The sequence below is a fragment of the Entomomonas asaccharolytica genome (genome assembly GCF_016653615.1).
In the GTDB taxonomy this organism is placed as follows: Bacteria; Pseudomonadota; Gammaproteobacteria; order Pseudomonadales; family Pseudomonadaceae; genus Entomomonas; species Entomomonas asaccharolytica.
This window is the reverse complement of record NZ_CP067393.1, coordinates 1,540,712-1,558,181: the sequence shown is the minus strand read 5'-3', so window position 1 is coordinate 1,558,181 and position 17,470 is coordinate 1,540,712. Positions and strand designations below refer to the sequence as shown.

General features: G+C 38.6%; 14 protein-coding genes. 3 read left to right on the top strand and 11 right to left on the bottom strand.

From position 1 onward, the window contains the following. Positions 1 to 25 precede the first annotated feature (25 nt). From JHT90_RS07265 to ssuD, 4 genes are all read right to left on the bottom strand, one after another. Positions 26 to 1,096: a sigma-54 interaction domain-containing protein gene (locus tag JHT90_RS07265; protein WP_201095591.1), complete on the bottom strand. Its 1,071-nt coding sequence runs from the start codon at positions 1,094 to 1,096 to the stop codon at positions 26 to 28. A 23-nt stretch (positions 1,097 to 1,119) separates the two neighbouring features. After that, entirely contained in the window at positions 1,120 to 1,701 is a 582-nt protein-coding gene (gene ssuE, locus JHT90_RS07260; protein WP_201095590.1) for an NADPH-dependent FMN reductase, read from the bottom strand. A gap of 187 nt (positions 1,702 to 1,888) precedes the next feature. Beyond that, positions 1,889 to 2,734: an amidohydrolase family protein gene (locus tag JHT90_RS07255; protein WP_201095589.1), complete on the bottom strand. Its 846-nt coding sequence runs from the start codon at positions 2,732 to 2,734 to the stop codon at positions 1,889 to 1,891. A gap of 15 nt (positions 2,735 to 2,749) precedes the next feature. After that, on the bottom strand, positions 2,750 to 3,877 hold the full coding sequence (gene ssuD, locus JHT90_RS07250) for an FMNH2-dependent alkanesulfonate monooxygenase (protein ID WP_201095587.1): 1,128 nt from the start codon (positions 3,875 to 3,877) through the stop codon (positions 2,750 to 2,752). 376 nt (positions 3,878 to 4,253) lie between these two features. Here ssuD and JHT90_RS07245 point away from each other — a divergent pair, with 376 nt between their 5' ends. Genes JHT90_RS07245 through ssuB form a run of 3 tightly spaced genes read left to right on the top strand, consistent with a single transcriptional unit; the run spans position 4,254 to position 6,807 of the window. Then, a complete protein-coding gene (locus JHT90_RS07245; RefSeq protein WP_201095585.1) occupies positions 4,254 to 5,228 on the top strand; it encodes a sulfonate ABC transporter substrate-binding protein in 975 nt (324 codons plus the stop codon). Between the two features lie 17 nt (positions 5,229 to 5,245). Continuing rightward, positions 5,246 to 6,031, top strand: coding sequence for an aliphatic sulfonate ABC transporter permease SsuC (ssuC, locus tag JHT90_RS07240; RefSeq protein ID WP_201095583.1), 786 nt, complete (start codon positions 5,246 to 5,248; stop codon positions 6,029 to 6,031). Continuing rightward, complete coding sequence (gene ssuB / locus JHT90_RS07235) at positions 6,028 to 6,807, top strand: aliphatic sulfonates ABC transporter ATP-binding protein (protein WP_201095581.1); 780 nt, start codon at positions 6,028 to 6,030, stop codon at positions 6,805 to 6,807. The genes ssuC and ssuB overlap by 4 nt, the downstream gene beginning before the upstream one ends. 77 nt (positions 6,808 to 6,884) lie before the next feature. Here ssuB and sucD read toward each other — a convergent pair whose 3' ends face one another. From sucD to sdhA, 7 genes are all read right to left on the bottom strand, one after another. Continuing rightward, positions 6,885 to 7,769: a succinate--CoA ligase subunit alpha gene (gene sucD, locus JHT90_RS07230; protein WP_201095579.1), complete on the bottom strand. Its 885-nt coding sequence runs from the start codon at positions 7,767 to 7,769 to the stop codon at positions 6,885 to 6,887. Further along, complete coding sequence (sucC, locus tag JHT90_RS07225) at positions 7,769 to 8,935, bottom strand: ADP-forming succinate--CoA ligase subunit beta (RefSeq protein ID WP_201095577.1); 1,167 nt, start codon at positions 8,933 to 8,935, stop codon at positions 7,769 to 7,771. The genes sucD and sucC overlap by 1 nt, the downstream gene beginning before the upstream one ends. Positions 8,936 to 9,069: 134 nt before the next feature. After that, positions 9,070 to 10,506: a dihydrolipoyl dehydrogenase gene (gene lpdA / locus JHT90_RS07220; protein WP_201095576.1), complete on the bottom strand. Its 1,437-nt coding sequence runs from the start codon at positions 10,504 to 10,506 to the stop codon at positions 9,070 to 9,072. A 143-nt stretch (positions 10,507 to 10,649) separates the two neighbouring features. Next, positions 10,650 to 11,873 (bottom strand): 2-oxoglutarate dehydrogenase complex dihydrolipoyllysine-residue succinyltransferase, encoded by a 1,224-nt coding sequence (gene odhB / locus JHT90_RS07215; protein WP_201095575.1) that lies wholly within the window; start codon positions 11,871 to 11,873, stop codon positions 10,650 to 10,652. Between the two features lie 54 nt (positions 11,874 to 11,927). Then, complete coding sequence (locus JHT90_RS07210; RefSeq protein WP_201095574.1) at positions 11,928 to 14,756, bottom strand: 2-oxoglutarate dehydrogenase E1 component; 2,829 nt, start codon at positions 14,754 to 14,756, stop codon at positions 11,928 to 11,930. A gap of 216 nt (positions 14,757 to 14,972) precedes the next feature. Then, positions 14,973 to 15,680: a succinate dehydrogenase iron-sulfur subunit gene (locus tag JHT90_RS07205; RefSeq protein ID WP_201095573.1), complete on the bottom strand. Its 708-nt coding sequence runs from the start codon at positions 15,678 to 15,680 to the stop codon at positions 14,973 to 14,975. 12 nt (positions 15,681 to 15,692) lie between these two features. Next, on the bottom strand, positions 15,693 to 17,465 hold the full coding sequence (sdhA, locus tag JHT90_RS07200) for a succinate dehydrogenase flavoprotein subunit (RefSeq protein WP_201095571.1): 1,773 nt from the start codon (positions 17,463 to 17,465) through the stop codon (positions 15,693 to 15,695). Positions 17,466 to 17,470 lie beyond the last annotated feature (5 nt).

Genomic DNA, 17,470 nt, shown 5'->3' with positions numbered 1-17,470 from the left:
AAATAAATGCTCTTCATCAATAAAATCACTCGCTATTATTAGCTCGTTTATTTACCACTAAATCACCATACTCGATAAGTTTCGCACGCACAATATTTCTGCTAATCCCTAGCAACTGCGCAGTGTGCACTTGATTATGAAAACTATAGTCATAAGCTGTATGAAATAAAGCTTTTTCTACTAACTGATAGATATTCTCTGGTTGCTCATTAAATAACCTTTCAAAAGTTTTTGCGAGCAGTTCCTCTATTGCTATATCTTCAATACTATTGGAGGAGGTCTGTTGTTTTAAAGGCAAGCTAGAAAAATGTAAATCTTGCTCACTAATTACATTGCTTTGGCAAATTAATAAAGTGTGATGTATTACATTTTCTAATTCCCTGATATTACCAGGCCAAGTATGACTTGATAGCTTTTTTTCAGCCGTTTTATCTAAGATAATAATTTGCTTGCCTAAACGTTTAGCATACTCAGCAATAAAATAGTTAGCTAACGGTAAGATATCCCCTTTACGCTCTCTTAAAGGAGGTAACTTTAAATGGGCTACATTAATCCGATAATATAAATCTTCCCGAAAATTACCTGCAATAATAGCTTTTTCTAGCTCCACATTGGTAGCAGCCACTACTCGTACATCAATCGCAATACTTTTACGAGAACCTAATCTTACCACTTCCCTTTCTTGTAACACCCGTAATAGTTTCACTTGGATAGATAAGGGTAAATCCCCTATTTCATCCAAAAATAAGGTGCCTCCATTTGCCTCTTCAAACCAACCTGCTTTATCAATAACAGCGCCAGTAAAAGCCCCTTTATTTTGACCAAATAGTTCCGCCTCTACTAAAGTTTCAGCAAAAGCCCCACAGTTTACCGCAATAAAAGGCCCTTTATGTCGTTCACTAAGTTGGTGAATATGCCTAGCTACTAACTCTTTCCCCGTGCCTGTTTCACCAATAATTAAAACACTGGCTTCACTAGGTGCTATTTGCTGCAAATAAGCCAATAACTCTTTTGATTTAGGGTCTTCAAAGGTTTGGGCAGTAGCCCTAATAGAAGTCGCTAATGCAGGCGAATAGGGAAGATTAAATAATTGCATAAGATTTTCCATTATCCATACAATTAAACAGCCTCTGCCAATTTTTTCGACAACAATTGCTGTGTATGCGGTTTGGGTTGTTGTAGGCTAATATAAAATTGTTGCAGCGCACTTTCTAAACGTAACTCTAAATCTTTAGCTAAAATTAATGTTGTTTTTTCAGTTGGATAGGTGATTTGCTGATCATTGGCAAATACCCCCTGTAATATCTCTTTAGCCTTTAATGCACCAATCACAGGTTTAAGTGCATAATCTAATGCTAATAGATGATTACTACTACCTGCAGTGGCTATAGGCAACACAACTTTATTAGCCAAAGCACGTTCAGGAAATAGATCTAAAATGGTTTTTAGAGCGCCACTATAAGCAGCTTTATAGATAGGCGTGGCCAAAATTACACCATCTGCCTGTGCTAGTTTTTGTTGTAATTCTTTAATTTGTGGACTATCAAAATTGGCATATAACAAATCTTCTGCTAAAAAATCTTTAACAGTCACTGTATAACTATTTACCCCATATTGGGTTAGCCAATCTGTAGCATAATTAAGTAACGCCGTTGAGCGTGATTTAGCGCTAGGGCTACCGCCAATAGCAACAACTAACATAGTTAAGCATCCTTATAAAATAAGTAAGCACTGGTAGTCTACGCCAATCATTAAATAACTAAAAAGAATTTATAATTCTTTTATTATAACTTTTATATATAAAAGCTATATTTAAGCCATTTGTTGATAGAACTAAAGCTCAAGCCAGTGCTACTAGGTCAAAAAATAGCAATGATTTATTTTAAAGTCATAACTTTAAAAGGTTAGCTGCATTGCCATAAAGTAATTTATCAATAATATTTTCTTTAAAGCCTAATTGTAAAAAATCTTCAATAGATTGTTTAATGGGGCGAAAAGGATAAGATGAACCAAATAGCAATTGATCTGCTAAAAAGCCATTTGCCGCACTAACAAATACTTCACTACCCGCTAGAAAACCATACATATCTGGCACCACAAAAACATTTTCATAACGAAAAGCAACCCCAACTAACTGCTGAGTATTGGGATAGTAACCGTGATAGCATACTATGGGTAATTGTGGGAATGTTTGTGCTACTTTCACTAAATGATCTGGATTATTAAATTGCAGATCAGGAGTAGTAGGGCCTGACATAATAAAAACAGGCACACCTTTGTTAGCTAAATGCTCATAAATAGGGAAATAGATTGCTGCATCAGGATGATGCGCAGGCTCTGCAAAGCCTGGTTCAATACCAATCCCTGCAAAACCAAGCTGATCAATCACTCTATCAATTTCTTGTATAGCCACATCTACGCCTTGTAATACAGGATCAACGCCAGCAACTGCTAACAATTCTTTATGGGGATTAGTAATTTCATATAAAAAATCATTCGCAATATGTTGGCTAGGCGTGTGCCTGCCAACCACTACTGCTTTAGTTAATCCTGCATCGTGAATTTCTGCTAAAAATCCTTGTGCAGTTAATGAACGCTTAAAATGTTCATCATCGCCCCTTGTCCCTACTCTTCTATTTAACCAGCGAGCTGCCTGATAACTTGCAGTATCAGGTTTAGCCCCAAAAAACTCATGCAGATACGCTGGCCGACAGCGCATATCTATTACTCTCATGCTATTTACTTTCCCTTAACTAGCTGATGCTGTAGCTCTTACATCAAAAGCACCACCTGTTGCAGTGGCGGCAATAGTCACTGGTTTTTTACCTGGCAATAGTGGGAATACTAATTCAGCAAAACGAATAGACTCCTCTAAATGTGGATAACCAGAAAGTACAAAGCTATCTATGCCTAGATCAGCGTATTCTTTTATACGAGCTGCCACTGTTTGTGGATCGCCTACTAGGGCTGTACCAGCACCACCCCTTACTAACCCTACACCTGCCCATAAGTTAGGACTGATTTCTAGTTTATCCCTTTTACCACCATGCAATGCAGTGATGCGCTGTTGTCCTACTGAATCCATTTTGGCAAAGTTAGCTTGTGCTTTGGCGATGGTTTCATCATCTAAATGGCTGATTAGTTTTTCAGCTGCTGCCCAAGCCTCTTCATTAGTTTCTCTAACAATAACATGTAAACGAATACCAAATCGTACAGTACGGCCTTGTGCTGCTGCCCTCTTTTTAACATCTGCTATTTTTTCTGCTACTGCTGCTGGTGGTTCGCCCCATGTTAAATAGGCATCTACATGTTTAGCAGCTAAATCATGAGCAGCATTAGAAGAACCACCAAAATATAGTGGTGGATAAGGCTGTTGAACCGACTGAAAGAAATTCTTAGCCTGCTCTACATAGATGTACTTGCCTTTATAGTCAACGGTTTTTCCCTGTAATAAATCACGCCACACCGTTAAAAATTCATCAGCTGCTTCATAGCGTTGATCGTGATCTAAAAACACACCTTCTGCCGCAAATTCACTGGCATCGCCACCTGCTACGATATTTAATAAAAGACGACCCTTTAACGCTTGATCTAAGGTAGCTGCTTGACGGGCTATTACTGTGGGGTTACCTGTGGAAGTTCTTAAGGCTACCAGTAATTTAATCTTGTGGGTAACTGGTACTAAACTAGCTGCTGTAATCCAAGGGTCTAGGCAACTACTCCCTGTAGGAATTAATAATCCATCATAACCTAAGTTTTCAGCACTAACTGCCACCTGTCTTAAATAATCATTACTAGCAGCACGTGCGCTAGAAGAATGACCAAGATAACGTGTGTCACCAGAAGTTGGTAAAAACCAAAAAATATCTAGACTCATAATAATATCTCCATTAGTAAATAAAAAATAATTTTTTTAGAATTATTTGCTATAAACAATATTTATACCAATTACTTAAAAACAATAAAAATTACTTATAACAATATGATTTTTATAATTAATTAATATAACAATGAAATATTGATAAAAGGTTTGCTAGTTTATTTAGTGTTGCTATAGCAACACTTATGTTGCTTGACTGTTTATATATCAACAAATTATAAATAAACATATTTTATATAACTAAAAGAAATATATAAATTAATATTTATTCTTTTTCATTTAATTTCTTTTTTTGCATACTGAATTTAATAAAGTTTCACAAATCCTTTTATTACAAAGAATTCAGCAATTAAAAAACTACTTGGAGTTTACAATGAACATTCAATATTTATTAAAAACAGCTATTATTGTAGCCGTTTCTCTAGTTACCTTTCAGGTATCAGCCAGTGAACAAAAAGCCACTGAGTTAAGAATTGGTTATCAAAAATATGGCAATTTATTGTTAGTAAAAACTAAAGGAAATTTGGAACAACGTTTAGCTAAACAAAGTATTCAAGTTAAATGGGTAGAGTTTCCAGGAGGGCCTCAATTATTAGAGGGATTAAATGTAGGTAGTATTGATTTTGGTGTGACGGGAGAAACACCGCCTATTTTTGCACAAGCGGCTGGCGCTAATTTAGTATATGTGGCTAATGAGCCTCCAGCCCCTACCAGTGAAGCAATTTTAGTAACCAAAGATTCACCTATTCAATCAGTTGCTGAGCTTAAGGGGAAAAAAGTAGCCCTCAATAAAGGTTCTAATGTGCATTACTTATTAGTTCGTGCATTACAAGAGGCTGGTTTAAAATATTCTGATATTACACCAGTATATCTAGCACCCTCTGATGCCAGAGCAGCCTTTGAAAGTAATAGAGTGGATGCATGGGTAATCTGGGATCCTTTCTTAGCAGCTGCAGAAATACAGTTATCCGCTAGAGTATTAAAAGATGGTTCTAATATAGTTGATAACCATCAGTTTTATTTAGCTAGTCGTCCTTATGCAGAGCAACATCCACAAGTGATAACAGCTATTGTTGAAGAAATACAAAAAGTAGGTGATTGGCCAAAAAACAATCCTAATCAAGTCACAGATTTAGTAGCGCTTATTTTAGGGTTATCAAAAGAGATTACGCTGCTGGCAATAACGCGCCAAAGTTATGGTACTCAATTTATCACACCTAAGGTGGTAGCAGAACAACAGAAAATTGCTGATACCTTTTCTGAGTTAAGGTTAATTCCAAAAAAATTAAATATTGACGATGTTATTTGGACACCACCTGCTAGCCAACAAGCTAAACAAGCCAATTAATAGAGGAATTGTAGGTCATGTTAAATACACAACAAATATTTAATAGAATTACACCTTGGCTGCTTCCCATTGTGCTAATCGCAATTTGGCAATTGGCTGTAGAATTAGGTTGGATTGCTAGCCGCACCCTACCAGCCCCCAGTGCTGTATTTGCAGTAGGTTGGCAATTAAGCACCACAGGCGAACTATGGCAACATTTAGCTATTAGCACTTGGCGAGCAATGATTGGTTTTATCATTGGCGGAGGTATTGGGCTAGTTTTGGGTTTGATTACTGGCTTATCTCCTTGGGGTGAAAAGTTATTAGACAGTACCATTCAGATGATTCGTAATATCCCTCACCTTGCCTTAATACCCTTGGTCATCCTTTGGTTTGGTATCGACGAATCTGCCAAAATATTTCTAGTCGCATTAGGCTCACTATTTCCCATTTACTTAAATACTTATCATGGGATTAAACATATCGATAAAGATTTATTGGAAATGTCTCGAAGTTATGGTTTATCTGGCTTTGCTTTATTTAGACAGGTTATTTTACCAGGGGCTTTACCCTCTATTTTAGTAGGTGTTCGTTTTGCGCTTGGTTTTATGTGGTTAACTCTAATTGTGGCTGAAACTATTTCAGCCAATGCAGGCATAGGTTATTTAGCGATGAATGCCAGAGAGTTTTTACAAACTGATGTGGTGGTATTAACCATTATTCTATACGCCATTTTAGGCAAGTTGGCTGATGTTATAGCTCGTGTTTTAGAGCACATATGCTTACGTTGGCACCCTGCTTATCAATTAGGAGTTGCACAATGAACAAACAAGGTTTAACACTCCATTTAAATAGTATTGAAAAAAGCTTTGGTAATAAGCAAATACTAAAGGGTATAGATTTAACTATTCCTGCTGGACAGTTTGTGGCAATAGTTGGTCGTAGTGGTTGCGGAAAAAGTACCCTGCTACGCTTATTAGCAGGACTTGAACAAACTACTCAAGGTAAGTTATTGGTGGATAATAGCTTAACCAATAAAGCTCATCCTGATACACGGTTGATGTTTCAAGATTCTCGCTTATTACCTTGGAAAAAAGTAATTGATAATATCGGTCTAGGTCTTACGGGTAATTGGCGTGCTAGAGCATTAGCAACATTGGAAGCAGTTGGTTTAGCGGATAAAGCGAATGTTTGGCCTGCCACCCTATCAGGTGGACAAAAACAACGTGTTGCCTTAGCCAGAGCATTAATTCATCAACCTCGCTTATTATTACTTGATGAACCTTTAGGTGCCTTGGATGCCTTAACCCGTATTGAAATGCAGCAGTTAATTGAGCAGCTATGGCAACAACATCAGTTTACTGTGGTATTAGTCACTCATGATGTTAGTGAAGCAGTGATTATGGCTGATCGAGTGATTTTAATTGAACAAGGTCAGATTGGTTTAGACTTGGCTGTTAAACTATCTCGTTCACGCTCTAGAGGGTCACATCAGTTAGCCGATTTAGAAGAGCTAATTTTAAATCGCGTATTAAACCACGAGACTACTATTCCACAAACCGCTAGAGTAGTCGAGCGTAGACTTTCTCTTGTAATATAACTATAGCAACAGTTATATAAAACAAAAAGACCAAGCACTAAGGCTTGGTCTTTTTTACTTATTAGCAAAGCTAATCACTATTTTTTCATTGGCCAACCAGTTAATTCTGATAAAGCTTTACCAATATCTGCAAGTGAACGCACAGTTTTAACACCTGCGTCTTCTAAAGCAGCAAATTTTTCATCAGCTGTACCTTTACCACCAGAGATAATAGCACCCGCATGGCCCATACGCTTACCAGCAGGAGCAGTAACACCAGCAATATAAGAAACTACTGGCTTAGTTACATTAGCTTTAATAAATGCAGCTGCTTCTTCTTCTGCACTACCACCAATTTCACCAATCATTACAATCGCTTCTGTTTTTGGGTCTGCTTGGAATAGCTTTAAGATATCGATAAAGCTAGAACCTGGAATGGGGTCACCACCAATACCAACACAAGTAGATTGACCAAAACCTGCATCAGTAGTTTGTTTTACCGCTTCATAGGTTAAGGTACCAGAACGAGAAACAATACCTACTTTGCCTGGTAAATGAATGTGACCTGGTTGAATACCAATTTTACATTCACCAGGAGTGATAACACCTGGACAGTTAGGGCCAATAAGTACTACACCTAGTTCGTCACACTTAACTTTAGCTTCTAACATATCAATAGTAGGAATACCTTCAGTGATACAAACGATTAATTTGATACCACCAAATGCAGCTTCTAAAATAGAATCTTTACAGAAAGGAGCTGGTACATAGATAACACTAGCATCTGCACCCGTTGCTTCTACTGCTTCCTTTACGGTATTAAATACGGGTAAACCTAAATGAGTAGTACCGCCTTTTCCAGGAGTAACACCACCTACCATTTTAGTACCATAAGCAATGGCTTGTTCTGAGTGGAATGTACCTTGGCTACCAGTAAAACCTTGGCAAATAACTTTAGTATCTTTATTAATTAAAACGCTCATTATTTACCCTCCGCTGCCGCTACCACTTTTTGTGCAGCGTCTGTTAAACCACTTGCAGCAATAATATTTAGGCCACTTTCAGATAATACTTTAGCACCTAATTCAGCGTTATTACCTTCTAAACGAACCACTACAGGTACTTTTACGCCTACTTCTTTTACTGCACCAATAATACCTTCCGCAATCATATCGCAACGTACGATACCACCAAAGATATTTACTAATACGGCTTTAACATTGTCATCAGAAAGGATAATTTTAAACGCTTCGGTTACACGCTCTTTAGTCGCACCACCACCAACATCTAAGAAGTTAGCTGGTTTGCCACCGTGTAAATTTACGATATCCATAGTACCCATTGCTAAACCAGCACCGTTAACCATACAGCCGATGTTACCATCTAATGCTACATAGTTAAGTTCAAATTGTGCTGCATGTGCTTCACGTGGATCATCTTGCGATGGGTCGTGCATTTCACGTAATTTAGGGTGACGATATAAAGCATTACCATCAATATTAATTTTAGCGTCTAGACAGTGTAAGTTTCCATCTTTCTTAATTACTAATGGGTTGATTTCTAATAGAGCTAAATCATAATCTTGGAACAATTTAGCTAAACCTAAAAAGATATTAGTAAACTGTTTGATTTGATCGCCTTTTAAGCCTAATTTAAACGCTAGATCACGTCCTTGGAAAGGTTGTGCACCCACTAAAGGATCAATGGTCGCTTTTAAGATTTTTTCTGGGGTATCATGAGCTACTTTCTCAATTTCAACACCACCTTCAGTAGACGCCATAAATACGATACGACGGCTAGAACGATCAACTACGGCACCTAAATATAATTCTTTATCAATATCAGTACATGTTTCTACTAAAATCTTACTAACAGGTTGGCCGTTAGCATCTGTTTGATAAGTAACTAATCTTTTACCTAACCATTGTGCTGCAAACGCTTTTGCATCAGCTGGGTCTTTTACTAATTTTACGCCACCAGCTTTACCACGACCACCTGCGTGTACTTGAGCTTTAACAACCCACTCAGTACCACCAATAGTTGTACATGCCGCAGCGGCTTCTTCTGGTGTATCTACTGCGATGCCTTTCGATACAGGTAATCCATATTCAGCAAATAACTGCTTACCTTGATATTCATGGAGATTCATAAGCTATACTATCTCTTTGGTATTGCTATGTTTAGATGATACAGAATTGTATCACCACCTAGTTTGCCAGCTTGTTTATTAATTACTTTCTGGCGAGTAAATGGGGCAATAAATGCCCCATTTGAAGACGGTTATTAACGTTTTTTGCGGTTAGCAACGTGAATAGCGTGTCCATTTACTGCTAAAGCTGCTTCGTGAACTGCTTCAGAAACAGTTGGATGAGAGAAAATCATCATACCTACATCTTCTGCACTTGAACCGAATTCCATGGCAATAGCGATTTGTTGTACTAATTCTGCTGCACTTGGGCCAATTACATGACCACCTAAAATACGGTCAGTTTTAGCATCAGCAATGATTTTTACAAAACCTGTGGTGTCATTAGCTGCCATAGCACGACCACTGGCTGCAAATGGGAATACACCTACATTGATTTCTATACCTTCTGCTTTTAAGGTTTGCTCATTTTTACCAACCCATGCAATTTCTGGGTGAGTATAAATAACACCTGGAATTAAATCGTAGCTCATTTGTGCTTTATGACCAGCGATGCGCTCTACTACCATAATACCTTCTTCAGACGCTTTATGTGCTAACATTGGGCCACGTACTACGTCACCAATTGCGTAAACGCCTGGAACGCTTGTTGTGCAGTAGTCATCAACAAAGATAAAGCCACGCTCATCCATGTTTACACCACTATCAGCAGCTAATAGATCAGTAGTTACTGGACGACGGCCAACAGCTACAATGACTTTATCAAAAGTGATTTTTTGCTCACCTTCCGTATCTGTGTACTCAACCGTAACTGTTTTACCTTTAGTGCTAGAACCTGTTACACGAGCACCTAATTTAATATTTAGCCCTTGTTTAGTTAATACTTTTTGCGCTTCTTTGGCTACTTGCTCGTCTACTGCTGGCAAGAATTTATCCATTGCTTCTAGTACTGTTACTTCTGAACCTAAACGCGCCCAAACAGAACCTAACTCCAGACCAATGACACCTGCACCAATCACGCCTAAACGTTTAGGTACTTCAATGAAATCTAAAGCACCTGTAGAATCCACAATTGTATCGCCATTTAATGGTGTAGGTGGAATTTCAATAGGGCGAGAACCAGAAGCAATAATGACATTTTCAGCAGCAACCGTTTCAACTTTGCCATCTAGGCCAGTTACTTCTACTTGTTTGTTAGCTAGTAATTTACCGTGACCTTCAAGTAAGGTAACACCATTAGCTTTAAATAACATGCCAATACCACCTGTTAAGTTTTTAACAATGGTGTCTTTACGGGCAATCATGGTTTTTACATCCATGGCTAGGCCTTTTACAGCAATACCATGAATTTTAAAAGATTCTTCAGCTTCGTGATATTTCCACGTACTATCTAATAGCGCTTTAGAAGGAATACAGCCAACATTCAGACAAGTACCACCTAATGAGGTTTTACCTTCTTTACCTTGATATTTTTCAATACAAGCCGTTTTAAAACCCATTTGTGCAGCGCGAATAGCTGCTACATAACCGCCAGGACCAGCCCCAATAACAACAATATCAAATTTTTGACTCATAATTTTATCCCTTGTATGTGTATATTCTTACAACAGAGTGACTTTAATTCATTAAGAATGATGTTTATCAATAGATCATTACTACTTTAATCTTTGGAAAATTGTAATCAACTTTCAAGCCGCTATGCGGCTTGAGTGATACATTACACATCTAACAACAAACGAGCAGGATCTTCTAATAAATCTTTCATTGTTACTAGGAAGCTAACAGCTTCTTTACCATCAATCATACGGTGATCATATGAAAGTGCTAGATACATCATCGGTAAAATTACTACTTGACCATTTACTGCCATAGGACGCTCTTGAATTTTATGCATACCTAAAATAGCTGTTTGTGGTGGATTAACAATAGGTGTTGAAAGTAACGAACCAAATACACCACCATTAGAAATAGTGAATGTACCACCTGTCATTTCTTCAATAGTTAATTTACCTGCTTTAGCTTTTTTACCAAAGTCTGCAATGCCACCTTCAATTTCTGCAAGGCTCATAAACTCAGCATTACGGAGTACAGGCACCACTAAACCACGGTCGCTTGATACAGCTACACCAATATCTTGATAACCATGATATACAACATCATTACCATCAATAGACGCATTGACACCAGGGAAACGTTTTAATGCTTCAGTAGCCGCTTTCACAAAGAAAGACATAAAGCCTAAACGTACACCCTCATGTTTCTTTTCAAATAAATCTTTATATTTAGAGCGCAAATCCATAATAGGCTTCATATTAACTTCGTTAAAAGTAGTTAACATCGCCATTGAAGATTGTGCCTCAACTAAACGCTCTGCTACCTTAGCACGTAAACGAGTCATAGGCACACGTTTTTCTACGCGATCACCTGTAGGCACGTTTACTGGAGCTGTGGCTGCTTTTGGTGTAGCAGTTGGCGCAGAAGATTTATTAGCAATAGCTGCTACCACATCTTCTTTAGTAATACGTCCGCCTTTACCTGTACCTTTAATAGTCGCAGGATCTATATTATTCTCTTCAGCCAATTTACGTGCTGCTGGCGCTAATATAGGATCTTCATCAGAAGCAGCAGAAGGGTCTGATGTAGCTGGCGTAGGAGCGGCAGAAGGAGCAACCTCTGCTTTTGCTGCTGGTGCCGCAGAAGCACTAGCAGATTCATCAACACTACCAATTACTTCATTACTTAAAACTGTATCACCTTCATTTTTAACGATAGTCAACACACCATCAGCAGGAGCAACTACTTCTAACATTACTTTGTCAGTTTCAATCTCGACCAGCAACTCGTCACGCTTGACGGCTTCGCCAGATTTTTTTAACCAGTTAGCAATAGTACCATCGGCGATGGATTCGGGAAAAGAAGGCGCTTTAATTTCTTGAGCCATTGTAAAATTCCTTAAATTTATTAGAGGACGCCCATGCGCCCATCTGATCGAGTATTAAACAGTAAATGCGTCTTGTAATAATTTCTCTTGCTGTTCAGCATGCATTGATGGATAGCCACACGCAGGCGCCGCAGAACTATCACGGCCAGCATATTGTAAATCTAGGGGTGGATTGTATTCGGCTGCTGCACGACGAATATTGTGCTGACTGCAATACCATGCACCTTGATTCATAGGTTCTTCCTGACACCACACTAAACGTTTTAGATTTGGATAGGTCGCCATAATTCTATCTAAACTTTCGTTAGGGAATGGATAGAGTTGTTCTATACGAACAATAGCAATATTATCTTGTCCTTCTGCACGACGTTTTTCCAATAGATCGTAATACACTTTACCACTACATAAAATAAGGCGATCTACTTTCTTAGGATTGATATCGTCCACTTCGGGGATAATAAGTTTAAATGATCCCTCTGCCAATTCTTCTAAAGTAGAAATGGCTAGTTTATGACGTAATAAAGACTTAGGACTCATTATCACTAATGGCTTACGAATTGGACGTACCACTTGACGACGTAATAAATGGAATATCTGTGCGGGTGTAGTAGGTACACACACTTGAATATTCTGATCTGAACAAAGTTGTAGGTAACGTTCTAAACGGGCTGAAGAATGCTCTGCACCTTGCCCTTCATAGCCATGTGGCAATAACATGGTAACGCCACTAAAACGTTCCCACTTAAGCTCACCACTGCTGATAAATTGGTCAATTACTACTTGAGCACCATTAGCAAAATCACCAAATTGGGCTTCCCAAATCACTAACGCATTAGGTGTAGTTGAAGCATAACCATATTCAAAGGCTAGCACGGCTTCTTCAGATAGGAATGAATCATAAATATCCATTCTTGGCTGACCATCAAATAAATGCTGTAAAGGAACAAAAACGGCATCATCTTTTTGACTGTGTAAGACAGCATGACGATGAGAGAAAGTACCTCGACCAATATCTTGGCCTGTCATACGTACTGGATAACCTTCTGCTAATAAACTCGCATAGGCTAAAGTTTCTGCATAACCCCAATTAATAGGTAAAGCGCCTGCCGTCATTTTTTCACGATCTTCATAGATCTTTTTTACTTGACGCTGTAACACGAAACCTTCTGGAATAGAGGTCATCTTTGTAGCTAGATCTTGTAGCTTTTTAAGATCTACAGTAGTGTCATAATAAGAGTTCCATTCATGACCAATATAAGGTGTCCAATCTACAAATAATGCTTTATTAGGTTCTTTTACTAAACTTCTTACCACATGACGACCATTATCTAAGTCATCACGGTATTCATCCACTCTTTGCTGTGCTTCTTGCTCGGTAATTACACCTTGTTTTACTAATTCATCAGCATATAAACTACGAGGTGTATTATGTTTAGCAATAGCTTGATACATCAGTGGTTGAGTACCACTAGGCTCATCAGCTTCATTATGACCATGACGGCGATAACAGAATAAATCTAGCACCACATCTTTATGGAATTGCATACGGAAATCTAACGCCATTTGCGTAACAAATAGCACAGCTTCAGGATCATCACCATTTACATGGAAAATTGGCGCTTGTACCATTTTGGCGATTTCAGTTGCATATTCTGTCGAACGTGCATCATCAGGGCGGCTAATAGTAAAACCAATTTGGTTATTGATCACAATATGTACTGTACCACCTGTTTTGTAAGCACGGGTTTGTGACATTTGGAATGTTTCCATTACCACACCCTGCCCAGCAAAAGCAGCGTCACCATGAATAGTAATAGGTAATACTGCCTCACCAGTAGTATCTGCTCGTCGGTCTTGACGGGCACGTACTGAACCAGCCATTACAGGAGAACCAATCTCTAAATGTGATGGGTTAAAACCTAATGCTAAATGTGTTTCGCCACCTTGAGTCATTACATTGGAAGAAAAACCTTGGTGGTATTTAACGTCGCCTACTCCAACTTTAGCACGCTTCTTACCTTCGAATTCATCGAATAATTCACGTGGATTTTTACCTAAGGTATTCACTAACACATTTAGACGTCCACGGTGTGCCATTGACATCACAACTTCTTTCACACCGTAAGTACCTGAGCGTTGAATTAATTCATCAACCATCGGGATAAGGGCATCACCACCCTCTAAACTAAAACGTTTTGCACCTGGGTATTTATTGCCTAAATATTTTTCTAAGCCTTCAGCAGCAGTTAAACGTTCTAATAAATGCTTCTTAATGTCTGGTGAATATTGTTGGCGGCCCTTAACATGCTCAAAACGGCGTAATAACCAACGACGCTGTTCTGTATCAACAATATGCATACACTCCATACCTATTGTATTACAATAGGTGGCTTTTAAAACTTCTACAATTTCACGTAGCGTTGCTTCTTTTTTATCAGCAAATAGATCACCACAAGAGAAAGTAGTATCTAAATCAGCTTCAGTTAACTCATTATCCTGTAAAGTTAAAGATACTGGTACTGGACGTTGCCATAAACCTAAAGGATCAAGATTAGCAGCCTGATGTCCCTGCATACGATACATCTGAATTAAACGCAGTACTTTTACTTGCTTCTTCTCATGATCACTAGAAACACTCGCAGTAGCGACAGGTTGTGCTCTGTTTTGGGTTTTACCCAGCATTACAAAGTAATCACGAATTGGAGAATGCGGTACATCTGCGCCATTTGAGGTAGCAGGCAGCTTTTGGAAGTAAGTACGCCATTCTTCAGGAACTGCATTAGGATCATGCAGGTATTGTTCATACAGCTCATCTACATAGTCTGCATTATCAGCAGATAAATAAGCGCTATCCCACAACTGTTGCATCATGCTTTCGGGCATGTCAGGTCACCTTCTATTAAAGCACTGCACTGAATGAAAAAACCATTCTGTTTTTATTTTTATTAAGCAAAGTGATAAAAGCAGCGTGGACTTTAGTCAGTGTAAAAACCAGCTCAGTGCTCCTATGGTTTATTCAAAATACAAATTAACTACAAGTAAAACACTTGCGCCTATGGCAAAATGCCTCTTACTATTATAAGAGGCATTTTAATTTTTTTAAGTTCCGCTTTGTAACAACATACTGCGGATATGTCCTATCGCTTGTGTGGGGTTCAAGTTTTTGGGGCAAACATGAACACAGTTCATAATACTCCGACAACGGAACACACTGAAAGGATCATCCATCATTGCTAAACGTTTTTCGGTATAGGTATCACGACTATCTGCCAAGAAACGATACGCCTGCAATAAAGCAGATGGACCTAAGAACTTATCAGGATTCCACCAAAATGAAGGACATGAAGTTGAACAACATGCACAAAGAATACACTCATATAAACCATCTAACTTATCACGTTCTTCGATACTCTGAAGACGTTCAATAGCTGGAGCTGGTGTATCATTTTGTAAATAAGGCTCAACTTTTTCATATTGTTTGTAGAAAATATTCATATCTACAATCAAGTCACGAATAACAGGTAAACCTGGTAATGGTCTAATAACTAATTGTTCACCTGCTTTTACCACTTCTGATAAAGGAGTAATACAAGCTAAACCATTTTTCCCATTAATATTCATACCATCTGAACCACAAACACCTTCGCGGCATGAACGACGATATGAAAAACTTTCATCTTGTTCTTTTACAAGCTCAAGCACATCAAGTACCATCAAATCCTTACCACCTGTATTGATCTGGTAAGTCTTCATACTAGGTACTTTATCTTGATCAGGATTATAGCGATATACACTTACTGAGAGCATGACAATCCCCTATTAATAAACACGTTTTTTAGGTTCAAAAGCTGGTACAGTCTTAGGAGCAAAGTTCACTGCTCGCTTGCTTACACGTTTTTCCCCAGGGAAATAAAGTGTATGACATAACCAGTTAGTATCATCACGCTCCTCATAATCTTCACGAGCATGAGCCCCACGAGATTCTGTACGAACGTTAGCAGCAATTGCTGTAGCTTCTGCAACTTCCAATAAGTTTTGTAACTCAAGTGCTTCCATTCGTGCAGTATTAAATGCCATGCTCTTATCTGTGATTTTCACATGTTCAATACGTTCACGTAAAGTAGCAAGCTCTTTAATACCTTTTTCCATGTATTCGCCAGTACGGAATACACCAAAATAGTTTTGCATGCAGTTTTGTAGCTCACGTTTTAATGGTGCTACTTCTTCACCTTCAACACGCTCATTTAATGAAATCAAACGCTTACTAGCTGCTTCAATATCAGTTTGACTAGCTGCACGGTATTCAATACCTTCTTTTAATGCTTTCTCAAGGTAAAGACCTGTAGCACGACCAAACACAACTAGGTCAAGTAATGAGTTACCACCTAAACGATTAGCACCATGTACGGATACACAAGCCACTTCACCTACTGCATATAAACCTTCAACAACTACATCATTGCCATTTGCATCTTGGGTTAATGCTTGACCATGAATGTTAGTTGCAATACCACCCATCATATAGTGGCAAGTTGGAACTACAGGAATTGGTGCAGTTACTGGATCAACGTGAGCAAACGTTTTAGAAAGCTCACAAATACCAGGTAAACGGCTATGTAAAACATCTTCACCTAAGTGATCTAGTTTTAATAAAACGTGATCTTTATTAGGACCAACACCATTACCTGCTAAAATTTCTTTAACCATAGAACGAGCAACTACGTCACGACCTGCTAAGTCTTTAGCATTAGGTGCGTAACGTTCCATAAAACGCTCGCCATCTTTATTAATTAGATAACCACCTTCACCACGGCATCCTTCAGTTACTAGTACACCAGCACCATAAATGCCTGTTGGGTGGAATTGCCACATTTCAATGTCTTGTACAGGTACGCCTGCACGTAATGCCATACCAACACCATCACCTGTATTGATGTGAGCATTTGTGGTAGAAGCGTAAATACGACCTGCACCACCAGTAGCTAATACTACTGCTTTAGAACGAATATAAACCGTTTCGCCCGTTTCTAAACAGATAGCAATAATACCGACTACAGCATTATCTTGATTTTTTACTAAATCAACGGCATACCATTCTGTTAAGAAAGTCGTTTTATTTTTTAAGTTATTTTGATAAAGAGTATGTAATAATGCATGGCCTGTACGGTCTGCTGCTGCACAAGTACGTGCTGCTTGACCACCTTCACCAAAGTTTTTAGATTGACCACCAAAAGGACGTTGATAAATACGACCTGTCTCAGTACGTGAGAAAGGTAAACCCATGTGGTCTAATTCAAATACAGCTTCAGGACCTACTGAACACATATATTCAATAGCATCTTGGTCACCGATATAGTCAGAACCTTTTACGGTATCATACATGTGCCAACGCCAATCATCATTAGGGTCAGCAGAAGCAATTGCACAGGTAATACCACCTTGTGCTGATACGGTATGAGAGCGAGTTGGGAACACTTTAGTCACAACTGCTGTTTTATAACCAGAACTAGCTAATTGTAAACCGGCGCGCATACCTGCACCGCCACCACCGACAACAATAGCATCAAAAGAAAGAGCTCGTATAGTAGACATAGTTT